This window comes from Peterkaempfera bronchialis (genome assembly GCF_003258605.2).
GTDB lineage: Bacteria > Actinomycetota > Actinomycetes > Streptomycetales > Streptomycetaceae > Peterkaempfera > Peterkaempfera bronchialis.
In genome coordinates, this window is sequence record NZ_CP031264.1 from 3,673,694 (window position 1) to 3,698,033 (window position 24,340).

Sequence of the window (24,340 nt, forward strand, 5' to 3'; positions counted from 1 at the left end):
GTCGCGATCACCAGGAGGGGTCTGGCTTCATGGAGACGAGGAGGTGGTCGGGTGGCCGCATCGGGCCGGCTGAGCACCGGTATCCCGCGCCGGGCCGTGCTCTGGGTGACCGGCGCACTGGCACTGCCGACGGTGGGCGGCTCGGTGGCGCACCCGCCCGGCGGCGGCCCGGCGCCGCTGCCGTCGGGACCCGGCGCGACCCCCTTCGCCCACCGCCCCGCCGGCGCCGCCACCACCCTCCAGATCGTCGCCCACCCCGACGACGACCTGTACTTCATGAACCCCGACATCCAGCAGTCGATCGCCGACGGCGCCCAGGTGGTCACCGTGTACGTCACCGCAGGCGACGCCTCCGGTGCCAACCGGGTCCCCGGCCGCCCCCGGCCCCGCCGCGACCAGCACGCCTACTCCGCCGCCCGGCACCAGGGGCTCCGCCAGGCCTATGCGCTGATGGCCGGTGCCCGGCTCTTCGCCCCCTGGCAGCGCTCGGTGCTGACCCTGCCGGACGGCCACCGCGCCGAGGTGGACCAGCTCGCCGACCAGCCCGGAGTGACCCTGGTCTTCCTCAACCTCGCCATGTACTCCGACCCCATGACCCCGCACAGCATCACCCTGCGGGACCTCTGGCACCGCCCCGGCACCGTCGTACGGACCAGGGTCGCCACCGGGTCGCCGGTCACCACCCCGCAGACGTACACCCGGGACGAGCTGATCGGGACCCTGGTACTGGTCCTCGACCACTACCGGCCGGCCCTGGTGCGCACCATGGACCCCGACCCCGACGAGCAGGTCCACGACGCCACCCACGCCCGCGCCGCCGACCAGCCCGGCTACTCCGACCACGCCGACCACACCGCGGCCGGCCTCTTCACCTGGGCCGCACTGGCCCGCTGGGGCGCCGACGGCGGCCTGGCCACCGGCTACCGGGGCTACTACAACCACCGGTGGCCGTCCGGGCTCTCCCCGCAGGCGCGGGCCGCCAAGCGGACCTGGCTCGACGCCTACGGCGGCGACCCCGGCTGGACCTGCGGCGATCCCTCGGGGTGCGGCGACTACGAGGTGGGGCACGGCGGCTCCGACGTCAACCGCTGGCCGTGGTCCACCACCTACCGCTGGGCCGGGCCCCAGCCCTGGGCCGCCTTCGACACCGACGGCCGCCTCACCGTCTTCGCCGTGCGCGGCTGCCGCCTGGTGATGTGGCGGGAGGAGGCGCCCGGCAGCGGGCGCTTCCCGCCCCCCGCCGACCTGGGCGGCGCCCCGCTGGCCCCGTCGGTCGGCGCCGTGCTCCAGCCGGACGGCTGCTGGCTGGTCTTCGCCGAGCGCTTCTCCGGGCTCGACGCCGACAACGACGGCGACACCCGGGAGACCGTGCTGCTGGAGCAGCGGGCGCCGGACGGCCCGTTCCACGCCTGGCGCGGCCTGGGCAACCCCCGGCCGCAGCCGGTGCGGGGCCGCCGCACCGGCCCGCCCACGGCGGTACGCACCCCGGACGGCCGGGTGCACCTGCTGGTCCGCAACGCCGACAAGGGCCTCTCCACCCGGGTGCGGTCCCCGGGCGGCAGCTGGGGCGGCTGGACCGAACTCGGCGGTGCCGAGGTGCAGGAGGGGTTGGCCGCCGTGGTCGACCCCGGCGGGCTGCTCCAGCTCTTCGCGGCGGGCCGCGACGGGGTGCACCACTGGGCCCAGCAGTCGCCCGGCGGCCCGGTACGGGCATCCGGCCCCACCGGGCTGCCCGCCCCCGGCACCCCGCCCGCCGCCGCGCTCGCGCCCGACGGCACGGTCCGGGTCGCCTACCGGCTGCCGCTCACCGCCGAATTCGCCGTCTACGCCTGGGACGGCGGCCCCGCCCGGCGCGAGGACCCCGGCCTCAGCCCCGGCGGCCATGGCCCGGTCGCCCTGGTCCCGGCCGCCGACGGACTGCTGCTCGCCGCCCGGAACCGCGGCGGCGGTCTCGGCGCGGCGCTGCTGCGGCCCGGCACCGAGACCGCCGCCCGCTGGCAGTCGCTCGGCGGCGTCCTGGCCTCGCACCCGGCGGCGGCCACCGACCCGTGGGGGCGCTCCGTACTGGTCTGCTTCGGCCTTGACGGGCGGCTGCGTATCTCCCGCGCCGCCGGCCCCCGAGCCGACCGCTTCGGCCGGTGGGAGCCGGTCGAGCGGTGACCCCCAGGCGGCGCGGGCACGGCCGACCGCTGCCTTCCGGAAGGTGTCGCCGCGCACCGGTCGCACCGGTCGCGCCGGTCGCGCCGGTCGCACCGGTCGCACCGGTCGCCTCCGGAATCCAGGCAGTGTAGACATGGGGGTATGGCCCGGCTATGGGGCCGATCCAGGGCCCAGTCGGCCCCGACGTCCGCCGGTCGGCGCCCCCGGAGTCGGCCTGCGGAGGAGCCCGATCGGCAGCCTGATCGGCAGGGTGGCCGACCGCCGTGGAGACGGCGTCTGCGGCCGCTGCTCAGTGTGCGCAGCGCCGCCGGGCAGGTTTTTGTGCTCCAGGTGGTGATCGTGCTGCTGCTGGTGGTCGTCGGGGCGGTGGCCCTGGTGCTGCAGAGCCGCGCCGACGCCGCGCAGGACGCCCGGGACCGGTCGGTGGCCGTCGCCCAGACATTCGCCAGCGCGCCCGGGGTCGCCCAGGGGCTGCGCAGCCGCGACCCGACGGCGGCACTCCAGCCGAGCGCCGAGATGGCCCGCAAGCTCGCGGGCGTCGACTTTGTGACCGTCGCCAGCACCCAGGGCATCCGCTACACCCACCCGGTCCACAGCAGGATCGGCCAGCGGCTGATCGGCACCATCGGCCCGGCGCTGAGGGGCCACACCGTCGTCCAGACCGTCAATGGCGCGCTCGGTCGGCTGGTGCAGGCGGTGGTACCGGTCCGGGACGGCCGGGGCAGGGTCATCGGCCTGGTGGTGGCCGGGATCACCGTCAAGAACATCCGCAGCCCGGTGGACCGGCAGCTGCCGCTGCTGATCGGCTCCGCCGCCGCCGCGCTGGCCCTGGCCACCGCCGGTACGGCGCTGATCAGCAGCCGGCTGCGGCGGCAGACCCATGGCCTGGGCCCAGCCGAGATGACCCGGATGTACGAGCATCACGACGCGGTGCTGCACGCCGTCCGGGAAGGCGTGCTGATCGTCGGCGGCGACGGCCGGCTGCTGCTCGCCAACGACGAGGCGCGCAGGCTGCTCGACCTGCCCCCCGACGCCGAGGGCCGCCAGGTCACCGACCTCGGCCTTGAGCCCCGTACGGCGGAACTGCTGGCCTCCGGGCGGGTCGCCACCGACGAGGTGATACCCGCCGGGGACCGGCTGCTGGCGGTGAACAACCGGCCCACCGACCGCAACGGCGGACCGCCCGGCAGCGTCGCGACCCTCCGAGACTCCACCGAGCTGCGCGCGCTCTCCGGCCGGGCCGAGGGCGCACGGGAGCGGCTGCGGCTGCTCTACGACGCCAGCGTGGACATCGGCACCACCCTCGATGTGGTGCGCACCGCCGAGGAGCTGGCCCGGGTGGCCGTCCCGCGCTTCGCCGACCTGGTCAATGTCGACCTGGTCGAGGCGGTGCTGTCCGGGGAGGAGCCCCGGGGCGGGACCAGACCCGAGATGCGCCGGGTCGCCGTGCACAGCGCCAGCGGCGAGAACCCCCTCTATCTGATCGGCGACGTGATCCGGTACATCCCCGAGTCGCCGCAGGCCGCCGCCTTCGCCAGCGGCAGGGCGGTGCTCGAACCCGACCTGCGCGACTGCGCCGGGTGGCGGGCCCAGCACCCCGCGAACACCGACGCGGCCCTCGCCGCCGGGCTGCACTCCCTGATCACGGCCCCGCTGCTGGCCCGGGGGGTGCTGCTGGGCAGTGTGCACTTCTACCGCTGGGAGCGGCCCGGGCCCTTCGAGGAGGACGACCTCTCGCTGGCCGAGGAGCTGGCCGCCCGCGCGGCGGTCTGCATCGACAACGCCCGCCGCTACACCCGGGAGCACGCGGTCGCCGTCACCCTGCAACGCAGCCTGCTCCCGCGCAGCCTCCCCGAGCAGAACGCCCTCGATGTCGCCTACCGCTATCTGCCCGCGCACGCGGGGGTGGGCGGCGACTGGTTCGACGTCATCCCGCTGCCGGGCGCCCGGGTCGCCCTGGTCGTGGGCGATGTCGTCGGCCATGGGCTGCACGCCGCCGCCACCATGGGCCGGCTGCGTACGGCCGTCCACAACTTCTCCGCTCTCGACCTGCCGCCCGACGAACTCCTCGGCCACCTCGATGAACTGGTCGCCCGCATCGACCAGGACGAGCGGTCCGGCGAGGGCGACACCGCCGTCACCGGAGCCAGCTGCCTCTATGCGATCTACGACCCGGTCTCCGGCGGCTGCACCCTCGCCCGGGCCGGGCACCCGCTGCCCGCGCTCGTCCGCCCCGACGGCACGGTGAGCTTCCCCGAGCTGCCGCCCGGGCCGCCGCTGGGCCTCGGCGGCATGCCCTTCGAGACGGCGGAGCTGTACCTCCCCGAGGGCAGCCGGCTGGTCCTCTACACCGACGGCCTGGTGGAGACCCGCAGCCGGGACATCGACATCGGCCTGGACCTGCTGCGCGGCACGCTGGCCCGGACCGCCGAGCGGACGCCCGAGGAGATCTGCACCGCCGTACTGGACGCGCTGCTCCCCGAGGACCCCGGCGACGACATCGCGCTGCTGGTCGCCCGCACCCGCACCCTGCCGGCCGACCGGGTCGCCGACTGGGAGGTGCCGTCCGACCCGGCCGCCGTGGCCCGGGTGCGCGCCGCCGTCACCGAGAAGCTGGCCGAGTGGGGCCTGGACGAGGTCGCCTTCACCACGGAACTGGTCCTCAGCGAGCTGATCACCAACGCCATCCGGCACGCCACCGGGCCGATCCGGGTCCGGCTGATCCGGGACCGCAGCCTGATCTGCGAGGTCGCCGACACCAGCAGCACCTCCCCGCATCTGCGCTACGCCGCGACCACCGACGAGGGTGGCCGGGGGATCTTCCTGGTCGCCCAGTTCGCCGAGCGCTGGGGCACCCGGTACACCGCCGACGGCAAGGTCATCTGGGCCGAGCAGCCGCTCTCCGGGCCGGGGTGAGAGCCGGTCGACGGCGGCTCGGCGGTTCGGTGACCCGAGGTCCGGCGGGGGGCTCAGCGGCGGGGGAGGATCAGCGGCGGGGGAGGATCAGCGGCCCGCCCGTCCTCGGGTGCGGGAACACCTCCACCGGATGCCGGTACACCTCGCCCAGCAGCTCCTCGGTGAGGACCTCGGCGGGTGCGCCGTCGGCCGCGACCCGCCCGCCCGCGAAGACCGCGACCCGGTCGGCGTGCGCGGCGGCGAGGCCCAGGTCGTGCAGGACCACCACCACGGCCCGGCCCTCGTCGGCCTGCTCCCGGCAGATGCGCAGCACCAGCTCCTGGTGGTGCAGGTCCAGCGCGGCGGTCGGCTCGTCGAGCAGGACCAGCGGGGCGTGCTGGGCCAGGACCCGGGCCAGTGCCGCCCGGGCGCGTTCACCGCCGGAGAGGGCGGGGAAGGGCCGCTCGGCGAAGGCGGCGACCTCGGTGGCGGCCATCGCCCGGGCCACCGCCGCGTCGTCCTGCTCGGCGGTGGCGTTGCCCGTCCAGGGCATCCGGCCCATCCGTACCACCTCCGCCACCGTGAACGGGAAGGCCAGCGGCGCCGACTGGGGCAGCACCGCCCGGCGCAGCGCCAGTTCGGGCGCGCTCCAGGCGGTGACGGCCGCGCCGCCGACCAGGACCTCGCCGAAGTCGGCCGGGAGGTCCCCGGCCAGCGCCGCCAGCAGGGTGGACTTGCCGGCGCCGTTCGGCCCGACCAGTGCCACCACCTCGCCCGCGTGCACGGCGAGGTCCACGCCGTCCAGGACGGTCCGCCGCCCGAGCCGCACCCTCAGGTCGCGGGCTTCGGCGAGCGCGGTCCCCGGCGCGACCGGGGTCGGCGGGACGGGTCGGCGCGAGGCGAGGAGCCCGCGCAGCCCGGCTCTGGTGGTCTCACGGTCCGTCATGCCCAGCCTCCCTGGCGGTTGCGGGTCCGGCGCAGCAGCCAGAAGAAGAAGGGGCTGCCGACCAGCGCGGTGAGTACGCCCAGCGGCAGTTCGGCGGGGGCCGCCATGGTGCGGGCCGCCAGGTCGGCGGTGACCAGCACCAGTGCGCCGCCGAGCGCGCTGCCGGGCACCAGGAAGCGGTGCCCGGGCCCGGCGGCCATCCGCAGCAGGTGCGGGACGACCAGTCCGACGAAGGAGATGATCCCGGCGACCGCGACGGCGGCGGCGGTGAGCAGCGCGACCACCAGGATCAGCACCAGCCGCAGCCGCTCCACGTCCACGCCCAGGTGGCGGGCCTGGCGTTCGCCGAGGGCGAGCAGGTCCAGCCGTCGGGAGAAGAACGGGGCGACGGCCAGCCCGACCGCTGCGCAGGGCAGTACCGCCAGCACCTTGGGCCAGGTCGCCTGGGCGAGGGAGCCCAGCTGCCAGAAGGCGATCTGGGAGACCTGGGCGTTGTCGGCGAGGAAGACGAAGAGGCCGATCAGGGCGCCGGAGAAGGCGTTGACGGCGATTCCGGTGAGTACCAGGGTGACGACCTCGGTCCGGCCGCCGGACCGCGACAGGGTGTAGACGACGGCGACGGTGGCCAGCCCGGCGACGAAGGCGCAGGCGGTGATCGTCCAGTTGCCGAGGAAGGAGAGCCCCAGGGCGATGGACCCGACGGCACCGGCCGCCGCGCCCGAGGAGATGCCGACCACACCGGGTTCGGCGAGCGGGTTGCCGAAGACGCCCTGCATCAGCCCCCCGGCGCAGCCCAGTGAGGCCCCGACCAGCAGCGCCAGCACCACCCGGGGGGCGCGGACCTGCCAGAGCACCGACTCGGCGACCCGGTCCAGCGAGTCGCCGCCGAGGCCCAGCCGGTGCACGGCGGAGGAGAGGACGTCACCAGCCGGGATGTCGTACGCGCCGATCCCGGCGGAGAGGACGCACATCACCAGCAGCGCCGCGGTCATGGCGGTGGCGAGTACGGCGACCCGACGGGCGCGGGCGGTGGCCGGCGCGGACTCGGGGGGCTCCGGCAGCCGGTCGGTGGCGGGCTTGGACGCGGTGGTGGCCATGGTGCGGCTCATCCCCCGACCTGGCGGTGGATGCCGTCGACCAGCTGCCGCAGGACCTCGTCGGTGCGCGGGCCGAAGTTCAGCAGTACGCCGTCGTCGATCGCGACCACCCGGTGGTCCAGGCCGGCCGGGGTCTGTGCGACGCCCGGCACCTTCTCCAGCCCGTCCAGGCCGCCCACCGACTCCAGGCCCTTGGTCATCACCAGGATGACGTCGGGGGCCGCTTTGACCAGGGCCTCGCTGGTGATCGGGGTGAAGTCCTTGTGCAGCCCGGACGCCTTCCCGGCGTCCACCGAGCCGGCCGCCTCGATGAGCGAGTCGGCGCCCGAGCCCGGGCCGCCGAGCAGGTACACCGAGGCGGTGCCGCGCAGATAGAGGAAGGCCACCCGGGGCTTCCGGCCGTCCGTCGCCGGGACGGTCCGCTGGACGGCGGAGATCCGGTCGGCGGTGCGCTGGCGCAGTTCGGCGCCCGCGCCGGGGACGCCGAGCGCGGCGGCCACCGCCGTGATCCGGGGGCCGATGTCGTCGATCCGCACCGCCGGGTCGAGGACGAGCAGCGGGATGCCCGCGTCGCGGATCTGCTGCACCGCGTCGGCCGGGCCGGTGGAGGTGTCGGCGAGGACGAGCGTCGGGTGCAGGGAGAGCACGCCCTCCGCCGACACATCGTGGGCGCGGGTGATCACCGGCAGGTCCTTGGCCTGCTCGAAGGTGGCGGTGATGTCCCGGGCGACGACATTGCGGCCGAGCCCCAGGCTGAACACGATCTCCGAGAGCGCTCCGGTGAGCGGCACGATCCGGTCGGCGCTTTCCACGGTGACCTGGCGTCCGTCGGCCGACCGGACGGTGGCGGGCAGCTGCGGGGTGGGGACCGAGGCCAGCGGCTCGGCGCGGTCGGCGGCGGCTGCGGACGGCTGCCCGGCGGCCGTGCCGGCGGTCTTCCCGGTCGATGCGCCGTCCTTGCCGCCGCCGCCGCAGCCGGCCAGGACCGGTAGCAGCACGAGGGTGAGTGCGAGGAACAGCGCGCGGGCCTGCCGTGCGGTGGGGGAGGGGCCCGCGATGCGCGGGCGTGGCGAATATCCGTCAGACGACCGCCGAGTCTCCACTGGCCACCCTGCCTTCTCCTGTCTCGCGGCGACCCGGTGTTCGAGTCGCCTGATGTAGGCATTAGGTTAGCCTTACCTGTCCTTGAACAACCTGGAGGGGTCCTGTGCCGTCGTATCGTCGCGCCCGTGTGCTCGCGGCCGCCCTGCTGGGCGCACTGCTCGCCGTCTCACTCCCCGTCTCCTCGGCCCATGCGGCCGACCGCACCGTGGCCGGCGGGCGGCTCGACTGGGGAATCAAGTCGTCCTTCCAGAGCTATGTCACCGGGCCTGTCGCGCACGGCAGTTGGAGCCTGATCGGCGGCGCGGCGACGGTCGGTGGGAGCCAGTTCCGGTTCCACTCCGCGCGGGGTTCGTACGACGCGGAGACCGGCGCGTTCAGCGCGGCGTTCTCCGGCGGGGTGCGCTTCGTCGGGCACCGCCAGGCCGACGGGACCAACCAGCTGGACCTCACCATCAGCCGCCCCACCATCCGCATCTCCGGCGGCCGGGGCACCCTCTACGCCGACATGGCGAGCAAGTCCAAGGCCACCGGGCGGATGAGCAGCGCGAGCCAGGTCCCGATGGCCTCGCTCTCCTTGGGCGGCGTCGACATGCGCGGCGGCGGTACCGTCGTCGCGCTGCGCGGCGTCCCGGTCACCCTCACCTCCCAGGGCGCCACCGCCTTCGCCGGCTACTACACGGCGGGCACCCCGCTGGACGCGCTCTCCCTCTCGGTGGACGTGGCGGCGCCCGCCGCCCAGGGCGGAGCCGCTTCCCCGTCCGCGTCCGCGTCCGCGTCGGCCAAGGCCAAGGCCAAGCCCACCGCGTCCGCGTCCGCGTCCGCGAAGACGGCCGGCGCGGTGACCACCGCCGCCGTGGACTGGGGTGTGCGCCGCACCTTCCGCGAGTACGTCACCGGCGATATCGCCAAGGGCCGCTGGGAGTTGGCGGACGGCGCCCAGGACGGCGGCGCGCTCTTCCGCTTCGGCGCGGGCAAGGGCAGCTACGACCGGCAGAAGGGCACCCTGGACGTGGCCTTCTCCGGCTCCGCCCGCTTCCTCGGCATGGAGCAGGACGGCCGCTACGGACTCGATCTGACCCTCGGTCGGATCCGGGTCGCGGTGGCCGGCGGCAAGGGCACGCTCTACTCCGGCCACACCCCGCTGGTCACCTTTGACGCCCCCGTGGCGGCCCTCAAGCCCAAGGGCGGCCTGATCGCCCTCACCGAGGTGGAGACCACGCTCACCGCCGAGGGCGCCAAGACCTTCAACGGCCTCTACACGGCCGGCACCGCGATGGACCCGCTGACCCTCTCCGTCGCCCTGGACGCCTCCGCCGCACTGCCCGCGCTGCCCGACCTCGGCAGCGGGGCGGAGCTGACCCCCTCCGCCGAGCCCTCCGCGACCGCGAGCGCGGAGCCCACCGCGAGCCCCGCTCCGCAGCAGGCCGCCGCGACCGGCTCCTCCTCCGGCTTCCCCGTCCTTCCCGTCTCCATCGGCGCGGCCGTCCTGGCCGCCGCCGCAGCAGCCGGTGCCGTCGTCCTGCGCAACCGCCGCCGGTCCTCGGCGGACTCCGCGTCCGACGCCGGACCGCAGCACACCCCCTGACCACGGCGGGACCGCCCAGTCCCGCCCTCCCGAGCCCCCGGCTCCCCCTCATGGCACCGCCATACCCCGCTACCCCCGAGGAGATCCCCCACCATGCGCGAGATCCACACCCGCCCCCGACCGCGACCCCGCACGGCCCGCCGCAGCCTCGCCCTGGCAGCCGCCACCGTCACCGCCGTGACCGCGGCGGGCGCGACCGTACTGACCCTGCCGGCGTTCGCCGCCGAGGGTGCGCCCCCGGCCACCATCGCGCTGAGCAGCGGCACCCTCGACTGGGGCTTCAAGGAGTCGTTCCGCTCGTATGTCGTCAGAGTCGCGGCCGGCAGCATAGAGCCCGGCCGTGGCGCCACCACCAACGCGAACGGCACCTTCCACTTCACCGGGCGCGACGGCAGCTACACCATGGCCGACCACGGCGTGGCGATGGACTTCGGCGGCAGCGTCCGCTTCCTCTCCACGGCGCACGGCTTCGACATCACGATCGCCGACCTCAAGGTCAGGACCAGCGGTACGGCCGGCACCATCACCGCCGACGTCACCAGCGGCGGGACCACCGCCGACGATGTGGACCTGGCCTCGATCGACCTGTCGGCGGCCACCCGGGGCACCGGTGACGACGGTGCGATGACCTTCAAGGGGATCGCCGCGGTGCTGACCGCCGACGGCGCCAAGGCGTTCAACGGCATGTACAAGGCGGGCGACGCGCTCGACCCGGCCGACCTGTCCGTCAAGACCGCCCCGGCGCCGACCGGCAAGCCCACCGACACCCCCAGCGGGACCCCCTCCGGCGAGCCCACCGACACGCCGAGCGGCACCCCGACCGGCGAGCCCACGGACACCCCGTCCGGCGAGCCCACCGGCACCCCGACCGGTACTCCGACCGGCACCCCGACCGGCACCCCGACCGGCACCCCGACCGGCACCCCGACCGGCACTCCGACCGGCGAGCCCACCACCACGCCCACCTCGACCCCCTCCTCCTCCGCCCCGGCCACCGACGGGACCGTGGTGGACGGCAACCTCGACTGGGGCGTCAAGCAGTCCTTCCGCACCTATGTCACCGGCGCGGCGGGCGGCAAGGTCGAGCTCGGCGGCGGGGCGGTCGCCAGCGGCGATGCCTACCGCTTCACCAAGGGCCACGGCCACTACACCGCCGCCACCGGCACGCTTGACGCGGCCTTCAACGGCACCGTGCGCTTCCTCGGGCACAAGGAGAGCGGCAGCTACGCCCTGGACCTGAAGTTCAGCGACCTCAAGGTGGCCGTCAAGGGCACCAGCGGGACGCTCACCGCCGACATCTCCAGCAAGGACCGCGCCACCGGCGAGGTCGTCGAGTACAACGACATCGCCGTCGCCAAGCTCGGCTCGGTCAGCACCAAGGCCGCCCAGGGCGTCGTCACCTTCACGGCGGCCAGCGCCTCGCTGACCGCCGAGGGTGCGCCGGCGTTCGGCGGCTTCTACCACCCGGGTGACGCCCTCGACCCGGTCACCGTCGCCGTCACCCTGGACGACGACGCGACGCTGCCCACCGGCGGCTCCGGCACCACGGGCGGCTCCGGCTCCACCGGCGGCTCCGGCACCGGCGGTTCGACCGGCTCGGGCACGGGCGGCTCCACCGGCGGTTCCACGGTGGGCGGTTCCACCGTGGGCGGGGGCGACGGGGCGCTGGCCGCGACCGGCTCCGGCTCCACGCTGCCGCTGCTCGGCACCGCCGGCGCGCTGCTCGCCGCGGGTGCGGCCACCTTCGTGGTGAGCCGTCGCCGCAAGGTCTGACACCCCCACGCACAACGGCCCGGCCGGTACCCCGAGAGGGTGCCGGCCGGGCCCGTGCCGGACGGTCAGGCGCTGAGCGGGAAGACCCCGCCGAGGTCGGCGAAGACGGCGCTGTTCAGCGCGAAGGCGTTGCGGCACTCCTCGACCACCCGCTGCTGCTCCAGCTCGTCCACCGCCAGCCCGTCCAGCAGCACGCGGTACTCGCGCTTGAAGGCGGCCGGGTTCTCGATCGCCTCGAAGACATAGAACCGGACGCCGTCCCCCTTGCGCTCGAAGCCCCAGGTCTTCTCCGCTATGCCACGGATCACCTGACCACCCGACAGGTCGCCCAGGTAGCGGGTGTAGTGGTGCGCGACATAGCCGGCCGGCCACTCCGCCGCCACCTCGGCGATCCGGGCGGCGTACCGGGCGGTGGCGGGCAGGGCCTCGGCCCGGTCCCGCCAGCCGTCGCCCAGCAGGTGCTGCAGGTCGCGCTCCAACTCGGCGACGCGCATCAGCTCCGGTCGTATGAACGGACCGGCGACCGGATCGTCCACCAGCGTCCGGGCCGCGTCCTCCAGCGCCCGGTAGATGAACCACAGCTGCTCGGTGTAGCGGGTGTAGGCATCCACCCCGAACCGCCCACCCAGCAGGTTGCTCATAAACGCCGAGTTCTCAGCCTCGGTGTGCTGGTCGTGGCTCGCCGTGCGGATGACGGTCGAGAAGGGGGACAGCGACAAGGGGACCTCCTGGTTCGGACCTGCGGCAACGTGGTCATGCTTTCAACTTAGGTATACCTAAGTCAATGGTTTGCCGACAAGCTGTCGGTAAATATCCCAGGACGCCTCCCTGACCGCCAGTCGGGGCCGGCGCCGGGCAGGGGGCAGCACCGCCGGGGCATGGGAGCCGGGCGGGCAGGGGGGTGGGTGGATCGGGGTGGCGGCGCTCCGTCAGCCCGGTACGCCGGGGGCGCGTCGGCGCAGACCGTCCATCAGCAGGTCGAGCAGCCGCCCGGCCTGGGCGCGCTGCGCGGGTTCGCCGGCCGCGAGGGAGACGCCGGTGAGGCCGGCGAGTACATCCTCGGGCGCGATGTCGGACCGTACCGTCCCGGCGGCTTCACCGGCGTGCAGCAGGGTGCTGATCGCGGCCATCAGCAGATCGCGGCTCTGGGCGAAGGGGTTGCCGCCGGAGGCGATCACGGCGCGCAGTGCGTCGGCCATGCCCCGCTTGGTCGTCATGTAGTCCACGAAGCGGTCCATCCAGGTGCGCAGCGCCGCCTCGGGGGGCAGGGAGCGCAGCAGGTCCGCCGCCGCGTCGTGCAGCCGCGCCAGTTCGCTGCGGTACACCGCCTCGACCAGCGCCTCGCGGGTGGGGAAGTGCCGGTAGAGCGTGCCGATGCCGACGCCCGCGTCCTTGGCGATGGCCCCGAGGGTCGCCTCCGTCCCCTCGTGGGCGAACGCGCGGACGGCGGCGTCGAGCAGCCGGTCACGGTTGCGCTGCGCGTCGGCGCGCAGCGGTCGGGGGTCGGTGGCCGGCACGGGCTGCTCCTTCTCCTTGTCGCCCGCCTGAGGCGTCGCTTGCTAAACGGAGGAGCCTCCGCTTATCGTGAAACCGGAGGTTCCTCCGGTTCTGATTCTACCGGCCCGGCCTCCCGACCAGCCTTGCCCTGTGCCCGATGGGAATGATCATGACTGCCTCCGACCCCGCAACCCCCCGCGTCACCACTCCCTTCACCGCCGCATCCACCGCCGCCGAGGTCGTGGACGGCATCGATCTCACCGGCCGCCGCGCCCTGGTGACCGGCGGGGCGTCCGGCATCGGCGTCGAGACCGCCCGGGCGCTCGCCGGCGCGGGCGCCGAGGTGACCCTGGCGGTCCGCAACCCCGAAGCCGGGCGGCGCACCGCCGAGGAGATCACCGCGACCACCGGGAACAAGCAGGTCCTGGTCGCCCCGCTGGACCTCGCCGACCAGAGCTCGGTGGCCTCGTTCACCGACGCCTGGGACGGTCCGCTGCACCTCCTGGTCAACAACGCCGGCCTGATGGCCTCGCCCGAGATGCGCACGCCCGAGGGGTGGGAGATGCAGTTCGCCACCAACCACCTCGGCCACTTCGCCCTCACCACCGGACTCCACCGGGCACTCGCCGCCGCCGGCGGCGCCCGCGTGGTCGCGGTCAGCTCCAGCGCCCACCTCCAGTCGCCGGTCGTCTTCGAGGACATCCACTTCCGGGAGCGCGCCTATGAACCGTGGGCGGCGTACGGGCAGTCCAAGACGGCCAATGTGCTCTTCGCCGTGGAGGCGACCCGGCGCTGGGCGGACGACGGCATCACCGCCAACGCCCTGATGCCGGGCGCGATCCGGACCAACCTCCAGCGCTATGTCACCCCGGAGGAACTCGACCGGATGCGCGCCCGCACCGGTTCCGCCACCGCCGTCGTCTGGAAGACCCCCGAGCAGGGCGCGGCCACCTCCGTACTGCTCGCCACCTCCCCGCTGCTCGCTGGCGTCGGCGGCCGGTACTTCGAGGACTGCAACGAGGCCGGGCCCCACGAGCCGGGCACCCGCAGGGGCGTCGCGGCGTATGCGCTCGACCCCGAGGCGGCCGTGCGGCTCTGGCGCGTCTCCGTCGAGACGCTCGCCGGGTAACCGCGCCGGGCCCGCCGTCCGCCGCCCGCCGCCCGGGCTCCCGGGCTCCCACGCGCCCGGGCTCCCGGGTGGTCGGGCTGCTGGGCGGTCGGGCCGCTGGGCTCCCGGCTGAGCCAATCCGGGTGAGGAATGCCGGTCACCGGCGTTGCGCACGCCCGGCGGTGGGACGCAGAGGTGGTCCCGTGCAGCCGCACCACCGTTCCGAGGCCGCACCGCTGCCGCCACTCGATGGGAGCCCGATCGCATGAGCCGTGTCACCGCGTCCATCACCGCCGTTGTCCTGGCAGCGGCTCCGGCCCTCTTCTTCTCCGCCCCCGCACCCGCCTCGGCCGCCGTGACGGTACAGCAGGTCAGGGCGTCCGACCTGGGCCCGGGAAGGCCCTGGATCCGCCTGGAGGACGACCCCAGCAACGTCGGCAAGACCCCCGGCATCGAACGGGTCGCACCCTTCGCGGACCCCGTGCGGTTCAACGGCAGCCTGCACCTCGCGGTGGGCCCCGGCGAGCAGTCCCAGGCCGCGCACTACTTCAGCCAGAAGATCCCGCTCGGCACCATCGCGGCCACCCGGCTGTCGTACGACTCCTTTGTGGACAGCGCCAAGTCCACCGCCACCGGCACCGCCGCCAACCTCCAGCTGCCGATGACCTGCCAGGGCGCCTTCACGACCATCAGCTTCCAGCCCCAGCTCGCCACCGACAGCCAGGGCCGCTCGGGCGTGGTGCCGGACACCTGGCAGAACTTCGTCTCCAGCGGCTCATCCCTCTGGCGCACCTCCCGGGCGGTACCCACCGTCCCGTCCCTGCCGGCCGGTGCCGACGCACCGCTGAGCGCCTATGTCGCCGCCTGCACCGCCCCCGGCGACGGGGTGCTCGGGGTGATCGGGAACGTCGGCAGGCTCGGCGACCCGACCGCCACCCTCGACACCTATGTGGACAACCTCACGGTGCACGGCGTCGTCTACGACTTCGCCGTCCAGCCCCTCGCCCAAGGGCACATCGGCCTGGCCAACACCACGCCCGGCAGGCCCTGCCGCTCGGCGAACGGCACCATCGTCTTCACCGACCCGACGACCGGTCCGTTCTACCGCTCCGTCGGCACCCGGCTGGTCTTCTCCCAGGGCCGGAGGCTCCGCCCCGGTGACCTCACCGTGACCGCGAACGGCCGGCCCGTCACGCTCACCCCCGGCCCGGACAACACCCTCACGGCCGTGCTGGCCCCCGCCCCCGCCCGGGACCTCGCACCGGGGGGCACCTACCTCACCCCGTTCACGGTCTCGTTCGCGCACGGCGTGTACTCGGAGGGCGGCCAGGGCGGCGCCCTGATCGTCACCGCCGAACTGCTGGCGCGCGGCTATGTACCCCTCCAGGAGACCGGGGTCCTGGCCCGCACCCGACTGCGCGGCTAGCAGCGAAGCGGCGGGCGGGCGCGTCTCCCTGAGACGCGCCCGCCCGCCTCTCTACCTCACCCTCGCCGCCTCACCCCTCGCCGGCCGGCGCGGCCAGCTCGGCTGCCGCGCTGGCCAGCAGCATGTCCAGGGCCACCGGGTAGGCGCTGTCGTTCATCCGGCCGACCAGCAGCCCGGCGGTGGCCGCGATATGCGGATGGGTCCGCGCCGGAAGCCGTGCATAGGTGGCCCGCCACACCTCCTCGTCAGCCCTCCGGGCCGGTGCGGGCAGCGCCAGGGACGCCGCGTCCAGAGCGGCGAAGGCCAGGCTCTGGTCGATGAAGGCGTGGTAGATCCGGGCCGCCGCCGGGTCCGGGAAGCCCGCGCGCCGCAGGGTGCCGAGGATCGCCTCGTCCGCCGCGACCTCATGGGCCCGGCCGGTGACCCGGTTGGCCGTCAGTACGGCGGCCTGCGGATGGGCCAGGTACGCGGTGTGGATGCGCAGCCCGAGGCCGCGCAGGTCGGCCTGCCAGTCGCCGGTGGCCGTCCAGTCCCGCATCGCCCGGCTGATCAGCTCGTCGGCGATGGCCAGCGTCAGGTCGTCCATGCCCCGGAAGTAGCGGTAGACGCTACTGGCGTCCGCCCCCAGCGCCCTGCCCAGCCGCCGCGCGGTCAGCCCGGCGGCGCCGTGCTCGCGCAGCATCCGCAGGGCGGTCTCCACGATCAGCCCGTGCGACAGCACCGTCCCCTGCTTGGTGCGCCGCCGCCGCTGCCGGGCGGCCTCCGGCACCACCGTCTTGGCCATGCCGTACTCCTTCCGCGTCGTCCACGCTTCCGAGCTTATGCCAACGCCATTGACGTTGACCGGGGCGCCGACGTCTCATCGGTCCGACCCCAAGTACCGGAGAGCCCCGAAAGAGAGTGGATTCCGTCATGCGAGTTCTGCTGGTGGGAGCGGGCGGCGTCGGCACCGCCATCACCCGGATCGCCGCCCGGCGGTCCTTCCTGGACCACCTGGTCGTGGCCGACTACGACCTGTCCCGCGCCGAAGCGGCCGTCGCCGCCCTGGGAGACCGCAAGGACCGGTTCAGCGCGGCCAGGGTCGACGCCTCCGACGAGGCCGCCGTCGTGGCCCTGCTGACCGAGCACCGCTGCGACGTCCTGCTCAATGCCACCGACCCGCGCTTTGTGATGCCGCTCTTCCAGGCGGCCCTGGCCGCCGGCGTGCACTACCTGGACATGGCGATGTCCCTGTCCCACCCCCACCCCGAGCGGCCGTACGAGGTCTGCGGCGTCAAGCTCGGGGACGACCAGTTCGCGCGCGCCGACGCCTGGGCGGAGGCCGGGAAGCTCGCTCTGGTCGGCATGGGCGTGGAGCCCGGCCTCTCCGATGTCTTCGCCCGCTACGCGGCGGACGAGCTCTTTGACGAGATCGAGGAGGTCGGCATCCGCGACGGCGCCAACCTCACCGTGGAGGGCTATGACTTCGCGCCCTCCTTCAGCATCTGGACCACCATCGAGGAGTGCCTCAACCCTCCCGTGGTCTACGAGGCCGACCGGGGCTGGTACACCACCGAGCCCTTCAGCGAGCCCGAGGTCTTCGACTTCCCCGAGGGCATCGGTCCCGTGGAGTGCGTGAACGTCGAGCACGAGGAGGTGCTCCTGGTGCCCCGGTGGGTGGACGCCAAGCGGGTCACCTTCAAGTACGGGCTCGGCGACGACTTCATCGGCAAGCTGAAGACCCTGCATGCGCTGGGCCTGGACCGCACCGCCCCGGTCACCGTGGCGACCGACCTCGGCCCGGCCCGGGTCTCCCCCCGCGACGTGGTCGCGGCAGCGCTGCCCGACCCGGCCACGCTCGGCGAGCGCATGCACGGCAAGACCTGCGCCGGTACCTGGGTCAAGGGCACCAAGGACGGCCGGCCGCGCGAGGTCTACCTGTACCACGTCGTCGACAACCAGTGGTCGATGCGGGAGTACGGCTCTCAGGCCGTGGTCTGGCAGACCGCCATCAACCCGGTGGCCGCCCTGGAACTGCTGGCCGCAGGGGCCTGGACCGGCAAGGGCGTCCTCGGCCCGGAGGCATTCCCGCCCCGGCCCTTCCTCGATCTGCTGGTCGAGTACGGCTCCCCCTGGGGCCTGCGCGAGCAGTAGCCGTCCGGCGGGCGGCAGGGGGCCCGAACGGCCGGTGCCGGATCGTTTCAGCGGCCTCGTTCGAGTGAGGCGCCACATCCCGGGGTGCGGGCACGGGAAGAGACAGGCCGCCCGAAACGGTCCACAGCAGAAAGAAACCCCATGCGCCTTCGCAACACCCTGGCCGCCGCCACCGGAGCCTTCGCGCTCGTGCTGACCCTGCCCACCTCGGCCAGCGCGGCCACCGGAGAGCTCACCTATGTGTTCATCGACTCCCACGGCGTCCGGCAGACGGGCGTGCTGATCGACCCGCCGAGCCGGGAGTGCATCACCATCCCGGAGGCGGCCGACGAGGCGCGGCTGCCCGCACACTCACCGGTCAACTCCACCGACGCGACCGCCACGGTCTTCTCCGGCATCGGCTGCCAGGGCGACTACTTCACCCTCCGCCCCCAGGGCGGCCGGGCCTCCGAGCGGCTGAAGGTGCGCTCGGTGGTCTTCTCCTGAACCACCCCCAACCCCCAGCGCCGCCCCGGTAGATGTCCCCCCAGGGACCCCACCGGGGCGGCGTTCGTCCGTGAAGCCCTGGAAGGCGCCGCCCGGCCCGGCGCGGGGCCGCCCCGACTCCGTAGCATGGGGCGTGATCGAGGGGGAAGGCGGCGGCATGGGCTCGGAGAACGCCTCGCTGGGGAGTCGTCTTGTCGCGGCGCGCGACCGCGCCTTTGTGGGGCGGGCAGCCGAGCTGGCGCTGTTCCGGTCCGCACTCTCCGACGCCGCTGTCCCCGTGTCCTATCTGCACGGCCCCGGCGGGATCGGCAAGTCCACACTGCTGCGGCAGTTCGCCGGCGAGGCCCGCCAGGCGGGTCGGACCGTCGTCGAGGTGGACGGCCGTACGGTCAACCCGACCCCGGAGGACTTCGCCCAGGCCGCAGCGGATGCCCTCCGCGATCCGCGTGCGGTACTGCTGATCGACACCTTCGAACGCTGCCAGGGGCTCGAAGGCTGGCTGTGGGAGCGCTTCCTCCCCCGCCTCCCGCTCGGCGCGGTCGCGGTGGTCGCCGGACGGGTGGCCCCCGATCCGCGCTGGGTCGCCGACTCCGGCTGGACCGGCCAGCTCCAGGTCATCGCCCTGCGCAACCTGCCCCCGGGGGACGCCACCGCCTTCCTGCGGGCGCGCGGCGTACCGACCCGGGCGCACAACCGGCTGCTCTCCTTCACCGGCGGCAACCCGCTGGCGCTGGCCCTCGCCGCCGCAGTGGCCGTCAGGGGCGGTGGGGAGGAGCGGGAGTGGTCGCCGGACCAGGACGTGATCGCGACCCTGCTGCCGCAGCTCGTCGGTGATCCCCCGACCCCCCTGCACCGCAAGGCGCTGGAGGTGTGCGCCCACGCCTATGTCACCTCAGAGGCCCTGATGCGCGCCATGGTCGGCGAACGGGCCGCTTCCGAACTGTTCGGGTGGCTGCGCACCCAGCCGTTCATCGAATCGACCGCGTCCGGCCTGTTTCCGCATGACGTGGTGCGCGAGGCGCTGGATGCCGATCTGCGCTGGCGCGATCCGGAAGGGTTCGCCGCCATGCACAAGCAGATGCACCAGTATCTGTTCGAACGGGTACGGGCTGCTCCTGCCGCGCGCATGCTGCAAGCGGTCGGCGAGATGCTCTACATGTATCGGACCGACGGCCATATGCCGGAGTTCCATGTGTGGGACGCCCTGGGCATCGTCCAGGACACGCCCTGCGCGCCCGCCGACGTGACGCGCGTGGCGGAGCTGGTCGAGGAGGCCGAGGGCGCCGAGTCCGCCGCGATCGTCCGGTTCTGGCTCGACCGGCAGCCGGAGGCGTTCCGGGTCTACCGCTCCACGCGGACCGGCAGGATCGAGGCGTTCACGGCGGTGTTGTGGCTGAGCGAACGGGACGGTCCGGTCGGCGAGGACGTCGACCCGGTGCTGGCCGCCGCCTGGGCCCATGTCCGCCGCTACGGGCCGCTGCGCTCCGGGGAACGGCTGGCCGTGGCCCGCTTCACGGTCCACCCGCCGCTCTACCAGCGGCCCTCGGCGCCCACAACGCTGGCCCAGTGGCGCATGATGGGCGAGATCTACCGGGCCGAACGCCTCTCCTGGCACTTCGTCGTGATGCGCGACGACGGATTCTGGGACGCCCACCTCATGCACTTCGACATGCTGCCCACGCACATCCGGCCAGAGGTCGGCGACCATCGCTACATCCTCTACGGCCACGACTGGCGGGCCGAACCGGTCATCGAGTGGCTGGCCGCGAAGACCGACTCGATGCTGGCGGGCGGCGGCCCGGACTCCGACGGCGCCGCTGCCGCCTCCGCCGCTGCCGCCTCCGCCTCCGCCGCGAAGAGGACTCGCCGGGGCGAGCTCGTGGTTCTGTCCCGACCGGAGTTCGACGCCGCCGTGCGGGACGCCCTCCGTACCCTGCGGCATCAGGAGCTGCTGGCCCGCAACCCCCTCCAGCGCAGCCGCGTGGTGGTCGAGAGCGGCCGGAGCCTCGGCGACGTCCTGCTCGGAGCCATCGACGCGCTGCTGGACGAGCGCGACGGCGGCAGACGCCACCGCGCGATCACGGCGACCTACGTCAAGCCCACGTCCACCCAGGAGGCAGCGGCTGCGCGGCTGGGGCTGCCCTTCAGCACATACCGCCGGCATCTGAAGACGGCCGTCGAGCGGGTCAGCGATCTCCTGTGGCACCAGGAGCTGAGCGGGGCAGCGATCCTCATCGGCCCCGAGTGACACGACCGGGGCGGCACACCCCCCGCCCCCCGGGTGAGCGCCGGTGAGCGCCGGTGAGCGCCGGTGAGCAGTAGTGAGCAGTAGTGAGCACCGAACTGGGCTGGGCCCGGCCGAGCGGGCGGCCCAGTGTGGAGGCTGCCGTCGCAAGTGGCGGACCAGGGGAGGCCCGTTCGGGCGGTGCCCTGGTTGGTTCGGACCACCGGAAGCCCGTGATGAGCGCTCACCCACCCATCGGGAACGCCCGCCGTAGCGGTGTCGTCCTGGCCGTGCTGACGGCCTCGCAGTTCCTGGTCTCGCTCAACACCTCGATCGTGAACGTCGCCCTGCCCGCGATCGGTGCCGATCTGCACCTGTCGCAGACCTCGCTCAGCTGGATCGTCAACGCCTACCTGATCGCCTTCGGGGCGCTGCTGCCGGTGGGTGGGCGGCTGGCGGACCTGTTCGGCAGCCGCCGGACCTTCGCCGCCGGGCTCGCACTCTTCGCGGTCGGTTCCGTGGCGGCGAGCATCCCTTCCGGGGCCGCGCTGCTCGTCTCGGGCCGGGCGGTCCAGGGGGCCGGTGCGGCGGTGCTGTCACCGGCGGCGCTGGCCCTCGTGCTGTCGCTCTCCCCGGTGGGCCCGGTGCGGAACAGGGCGCTCGGCGTCTGGGGCGCGGTCTCGGCGGCCGGAGGCGCGGCCGGAGTGCTGGTCAGCGGGTTGCTGACCAGCCTGATCGGCTGGTGGGCGATCTTCGCGGTGAGCGCGGTGACCGCGATTCCGCTGCTGCTCCTGGTCCCGGCCCTGGTACCGGCCCCGGCCCCGGCCCCCGGCAGCCGGCGGCAGAACGGCAGGCTGGACCTGCCGGGGGCGCTGACCATCACCGCCGGGCTGGTGCTGCTGGTGTACGGGCTCGGCAGGACCGACTGGTCGAAGCCGCCGACGCTGCTGCTGCCGGCCGCCGGACTGGTACTGCTGTTCCTGCTCGCGCCGATCGAGCGACGGGCCGGCGACCCGCTGGTGCCGCCCGTACTGATGCGCAATCGGTCCCTGGTGGCGGGCAATGCGTTGATGCTGCTGCTCGGCATGGTCTGGATCGCCACCTTCTTCTTCCTGCCCCTGTACCAGCAGCGGGTCCTCGGCTACTCGCCGCTGATCGCCGGGGTCACCCAACTCCCGCTGGCCGCAGCGCTGATGACGTCCTCGACGGTGGCCGGGCGGGTCAGGGGCACCCTCGTCCCCGGTCTGCTGCTGCTCGCCGCCGGACTGGCCTGGCTGTCCCGGGTCCCGGTGGGCGGCCACTTCGCCACCGACCTCCTCGGCCCGAGCCTGCTGATCGGCACCGGGCTGGGCCTCGCCTTCGTCCCGCTGACCGCGCTCGGCGTGGCAGGCGTGAGCGCGCGGTACGCCGGCGTGGCCGGCGGCCTGATCAACACCACCCGGCAGGTCGGCGGAGCCCTGGGCCTCGCGATCCTCACCGCCGTCGCCGCCCAGGCCACCCACGGCGGTACGCCCTCCCCGCACACCCTCGCCCACGGCTACCGCGAAGCCCTGCTCGGGGCGGCCGGGATCGCGCTGCTGAGCGCCGGCTGCGCCTGGATCCACACCGCGCGATCCCTGGCAGCAGAAGCCCGACCCGCCGTCGCCGACTGAGCCACCCGCCGCATCAACCCCGCCGCACAAACCGCCGTATCAACCCCGCCGCATCAAGGAGAGAAGCGCACCATGTCCAAGCCGTATCTGACCGGCCACTACACCCCGCAGGTCGACGAGACCACCGCATACGACCTCCGGGTCGAAGGCGCCCTGCCGCCCGAGCTGTCCGGCCGACTGCTGCGCAACGGCCACAACCCCAAGCCCGGTGTCACCCCCACCCACTGGTTCAAGGGCAGCGGTATGGTCCACGGGATCCGGCTGCGCGCCGGCCGCGCCGAGTGGTACCGCAACCGCTGGGTGCACACCCCCGCCCTCGACGGCGCCCCGTACCTGACCGAGCACGGACCCGACCTGACGGCCAGCACCGCCGGCACCCACATCATCGAGCACGCCGGTCGCCTGCTCGCCCTGTGCGAGTCCAACCTCCCCTTTGAGCTGACGGCCGATCTGGAGACCGTCGGCGCCTATGACTTCGACGGCAAGCTCACCGAGGTCATGACCGCCCACCCCAAGCAGGACCCGGTCACCGGCGAACTGCACTTCTTCAGCTCGTCCCCCTTCCCGCCCTTCCTGACCTACCATGTCGCCTCCACCAAGGGCGAGCTGCTTCTCAGCGAGCAGGTGCCCGGCGCCACCGCCTCCCTCAAGCACGACTTTGCGATCACCCAGGGCCATGTCGTCTTCATCGAGGGCACCGTGACCTTCGACCCCACCGAGACCTCCGGCATCCCGTATGCCTGGAAGGACGGGCAACCGGCCCGGATCGGCGTGATGCCGCGCGGCCGGGGCGGTGCCGCCGCGATCCGCTGGTACGACATCGAGCCCGGCTCCATGCTGCACGCCGCCAATGCGTACGAGGACGTCGAGGGCCGGATCGTGCTGGAGGGTCCGGCGGTCGACAGGCGCGGCTTCCAGACCTCCTGGAACTGGTGGGTGGGCGCACCCGGGCGCGGCAGCGAGCCCAACTCCCGCTCCTTCGAGCGGCAGTGGGTGATCGACCCGAGGACCGGGACGGTCTCCGAGCGGAACACCGACGACCTGGTCGTGGAGTTCCCCACCATCAACGAGGACCTGCTCGGCCGGGAACACCGCTACCAGTACGCGGTCTGCTTCCCCGACGACCGCGGCATGGGCAACTACGGCGTCGTCAAGTACGACCGCCGCACCGGCGGCCGGCAGGTCCGCCTGGTCGGCGACGGCCGACTGCCCAGCGAGGCGGTCTACGTCCCTGCCCAGGGCGCCGGTTCGGAGGACGAGGGCTATCTGCTCACCGTTGTCAGCGACCTGCACGCCGATGCCTCGCAGGTGCTCGTGCTGGACGCCTCCGACCTTGGGGCTGTCCCGGTCGCCACGATCCACCTGCCGCGCCGCGTCACTGCGGGCATCCACGGCTCCTGGGTCCCCGACCAGGACTGACCGCACCGCCGACCACCGCCGACCACCGCCGACCACCGCGAACCGATCCGACCGAGGAGACACCGTGAAGGACATCGACCGCACCGCCCCCGTTGTCGTCGAACTGGAGACGCAGGTCCATGCCACCCCCGCAACCCTGTGGCGGTTGCACACCGACGTCGACAACTGGCCGACCTGGAACCCGGGCATCGACAAGGCCGCGCTCCGGGGCGACTTCGCCGAGGGCAGCCGCTTCGACTGGGAGACCTCCGGGCTGAGCATCGGCTCGACCATCGCCGAGGTCGTACCGCTGCGGCGCACCGTGTGGGGCGGCCCCGCACACGGCATCGAGGGCATCCACGTCTGGACGTTCAGCCCCACCGAGGACGGCACCCGGGTCATCTCCCAGGAGTCCTGGTCGGGTCCGCCCATCGAGGCGAACCCGGACGGTATGCGCGCCGCTCTGGAGGCATCCATCCACGCCTGGCTCGACGCCCTCAAGGCCGCCGCCGAACAGGTCTGACCGAACCCGAGGGCTCCTCCCCGACGACCTCCCGCTCCCGGCGTATCCGGCCTTTCCTGGACAACCGGTGAGCCTGTGCGCTCAGCGGTAAGCGGCGAGGAAGGTCCGGACGCCGGCGGCGGCGTGGTGGTCGAGATCGGTCCGGGTGTGCTGGAGGCTGCCGTCTCCTGGCTCAAAGCCGAGCACGGGCTGGGGCACGGCCACGCCAACGCCCTTGTCGCGCACACCCTCGCCGAGGGCCGCAGCGAGTGAACCGTCCTGGTCCGCCTCGAACCGGTGCGGCGACGGGTTTCACCAGGCGGCCGCCGCTCGCGACGGCCGACGGCGTTGGTA

The 24,340-nt window shown here is 73.8% G+C and carries 19 protein-coding genes; 13 read left to right on the plus strand and 6 right to left on the minus strand.

Going from position 1 to position 24,340, the window contains the following annotated elements; genetic code table 11:
- Positions 1-51 precede the first annotated feature (51 nt).
- Both C7M71_RS16320 and C7M71_RS16330 read left to right on the plus strand, forming a co-directional pair.
- Positions 52-2,160 carry a PIG-L family deacetylase gene (locus tag C7M71_RS16320; RefSeq protein WP_114914395.1) on the plus strand — a complete coding sequence of 703 codons (2,109 nt, stop codon included), beginning with the start codon at positions 52-54 and terminating at the stop codon, positions 2,158-2,160.
- A 141-nt stretch (positions 2,161-2,301) separates the two neighbouring features.
- Complete coding sequence (locus C7M71_RS16330; RefSeq protein ID WP_111493687.1) at positions 2,302-5,076, plus strand: SpoIIE family protein phosphatase; 2,775 nt, start codon at positions 2,302-2,304, stop codon at positions 5,074-5,076.
- Between the two features lie 70 nt (positions 5,077-5,146).
- On the opposite strand, the gene C7M71_RS16335 is transcribed toward C7M71_RS16330, so the two are convergent.
- From C7M71_RS16335 to C7M71_RS16345, 3 genes are read right to left on the minus strand one after another with little or no spacing between them, the layout of a single operon-like run.
- Positions 5,147-6,001: a heme ABC transporter ATP-binding protein gene (locus C7M71_RS16335; protein WP_111493689.1), complete on the minus strand. Its 855-nt coding sequence runs from the start codon at positions 5,999-6,001 to the stop codon at positions 5,147-5,149.
- Entirely contained in the window at positions 5,998-7,098 is a 1,101-nt protein-coding gene (locus C7M71_RS16340; protein WP_111493691.1) for a FecCD family ABC transporter permease, read from the minus strand. Before C7M71_RS16340 ends, C7M71_RS16335 begins: the two co-directional genes overlap by 4 nt.
- 8 nt (positions 7,099-7,106) lie before the next feature.
- On the minus strand, positions 7,107-8,156 hold the full coding sequence (locus C7M71_RS16345; RefSeq protein ID WP_111493695.1) for a heme/hemin ABC transporter substrate-binding protein: 1,050 nt from the start codon (positions 8,154-8,156) through the stop codon (positions 7,107-7,109).
- Between the two features lie 149 nt (positions 8,157-8,305).
- On the opposite strand from C7M71_RS16345, the gene C7M71_RS16350 reads away from it, so the two are divergent.
- The gene (locus C7M71_RS16350; RefSeq protein WP_111493693.1) at positions 8,306-9,787 is read left to right on the plus strand and encodes an HtaA domain-containing protein; all 1,482 of its coding nucleotides are present in this window, start codon (positions 8,306-8,308) and stop codon (positions 9,785-9,787) included.
- A gap of 93 nt (positions 9,788-9,880) precedes the next feature.
- Positions 9,881-11,560, plus strand: coding sequence for an HtaA domain-containing protein (locus C7M71_RS16355; RefSeq protein WP_111489617.1), 1,680 nt, complete (start codon positions 9,881-9,883; stop codon positions 11,558-11,560).
- A 65-nt stretch (positions 11,561-11,625) separates the two neighbouring features.
- Here the strand turns inward: C7M71_RS16355 and C7M71_RS16360 are convergent, their stop codons facing one another.
- A complete protein-coding gene (locus tag C7M71_RS16360) occupies positions 11,626-12,279 on the minus strand; it encodes a biliverdin-producing heme oxygenase (RefSeq protein WP_229758768.1) in 654 nt (217 codons plus the stop codon).
- A 210-nt stretch (positions 12,280-12,489) separates the two neighbouring features.
- Positions 12,490-13,077: a TetR/AcrR family transcriptional regulator gene (locus tag C7M71_RS16365; RefSeq protein WP_111489618.1), complete on the minus strand. Its 588-nt coding sequence runs from the start codon at positions 13,075-13,077 to the stop codon at positions 12,490-12,492.
- Positions 13,078-13,226: 149 nt separating this feature from the next.
- Here C7M71_RS16365 and C7M71_RS16370 point away from each other — a divergent pair, with 149 nt between their 5' ends.
- Together C7M71_RS16370 and C7M71_RS16375 are read left to right on the plus strand one after the other, a co-directional pair.
- Positions 13,227-14,186, plus strand: coding sequence for an SDR family NAD(P)-dependent oxidoreductase (locus tag C7M71_RS16370; RefSeq protein ID WP_111489647.1), 960 nt, complete (start codon positions 13,227-13,229; stop codon positions 14,184-14,186).
- Positions 14,187-14,430: 244 nt separating this feature from the next.
- Complete coding sequence (locus tag C7M71_RS16375; protein ID WP_111489619.1) at positions 14,431-15,591, plus strand: hypothetical protein; 1,161 nt, start codon at positions 14,431-14,433, stop codon at positions 15,589-15,591.
- A 70-nt stretch (positions 15,592-15,661) separates the two neighbouring features.
- On the opposite strand, the gene C7M71_RS16380 is transcribed toward C7M71_RS16375, so the two are convergent.
- Positions 15,662-16,375, minus strand: coding sequence for a TetR/AcrR family transcriptional regulator (locus C7M71_RS16380; protein ID WP_111489620.1), 714 nt, complete (start codon positions 16,373-16,375; stop codon positions 15,662-15,664).
- 128 nt (positions 16,376-16,503) lie between these two features.
- Between C7M71_RS16380 and C7M71_RS16385 the strand changes: the two genes are divergently transcribed.
- The 7 genes from C7M71_RS16385 (at position 16,504) to C7M71_RS16420 (ending at position 24,259) form a co-directional block, all read left to right on the plus strand.
- Positions 16,504-17,724 (plus strand): saccharopine dehydrogenase family protein, encoded by a 1,221-nt coding sequence (locus C7M71_RS16385; RefSeq protein ID WP_111489621.1) that lies wholly within the window; start codon positions 16,504-16,506, stop codon positions 17,722-17,724.
- A gap of 141 nt (positions 17,725-17,865) precedes the next feature.
- Positions 17,866-18,210: a hypothetical protein gene (locus C7M71_RS16390; RefSeq protein ID WP_111489622.1), complete on the plus strand. Its 345-nt coding sequence runs from the start codon at positions 17,866-17,868 to the stop codon at positions 18,208-18,210.
- A gap of 133 nt (positions 18,211-18,343) precedes the next feature.
- The gene (locus C7M71_RS16395; RefSeq protein ID WP_162824274.1) at positions 18,344-20,458 is read left to right on the plus strand and encodes an AAA family ATPase; all 2,115 of its coding nucleotides are present in this window, start codon (positions 18,344-18,346) and stop codon (positions 20,456-20,458) included.
- A gap of 212 nt (positions 20,459-20,670) precedes the next feature.
- A complete protein-coding gene (locus tag C7M71_RS16400; RefSeq protein WP_111489624.1) occupies positions 20,671-22,086 on the plus strand; it encodes an MFS transporter in 1,416 nt (471 codons plus the stop codon).
- A 72-nt stretch (positions 22,087-22,158) separates the two neighbouring features.
- Positions 22,159-23,505 (plus strand): carotenoid oxygenase family protein, encoded by a 1,347-nt coding sequence (locus C7M71_RS16405; RefSeq protein WP_111489625.1) that lies wholly within the window; start codon positions 22,159-22,161, stop codon positions 23,503-23,505.
- A gap of 64 nt (positions 23,506-23,569) precedes the next feature.
- Complete coding sequence (locus C7M71_RS16410) at positions 23,570-24,007, plus strand: SRPBCC family protein (protein ID WP_162824275.1); 438 nt, start codon at positions 23,570-23,572, stop codon at positions 24,005-24,007.
- Between the two features lie 123 nt (positions 24,008-24,130).
- Positions 24,131-24,259, plus strand: coding sequence for a DUF4287 domain-containing protein (locus tag C7M71_RS16420; protein WP_229759136.1), 129 nt, complete (start codon positions 24,131-24,133; stop codon positions 24,257-24,259).
- Positions 24,260-24,340: the final 81 nt, after the last annotated feature.